The 410-nt window shown below is 51.2% G+C and carries 1 rRNA gene; it reads left to right on the top strand.

The features are described 5' to 3' along the window. Positions 1 to 57 precede the first annotated feature (57 nt). Positions 58 to 410: ribosomal RNA gene (locus AC1DE7_RS31890) — 16S ribosomal RNA — on the top strand; the annotation flags it as partial.

Below are 410 nucleotides of genomic sequence, written 5' to 3'. Positions count from 1 at the left end.
AAATGAGATTTTTAATCTCGTCAGATTCAAAATGAGCTTATCGCTCTTTTCAATACTTTATTGGAGAGTTTGATCCTGGCTCAGGACGAACGCTGGCGGCATGCCTAATACATGCAAGTCGAGCGGACTTGAAGAGAAGCTTGCTTCTCGGATGGTTAGCGGCGGACGGGTGAGTAACACGTAGGCAACCTGCCCTCAAGTTTGGGACAACTACCGGAAACGGTAGCTAATACCGAATAATTGTTTTCTTCGCCTGAAGAGAACTGGAAAGACGGAGCAATCTGTCACTTGGGGATGGGCCTGCGGCGCATTAGCTAGTTGGTGAGGTAACGGCTCACCAAGGCGACGATGCGTAGCCGACCTGAGAGGGTGATCGGCCACACTGGGACTGAGACACGGCCCAGACTCCT

This window comes from Paenibacillus sp. 10L310 (assembly GCF_056395745.1).
The sequence above is the reverse complement of the archived record's forward strand: the minus strand, read 5'-3'. Positions and strand labels throughout refer to the sequence as shown.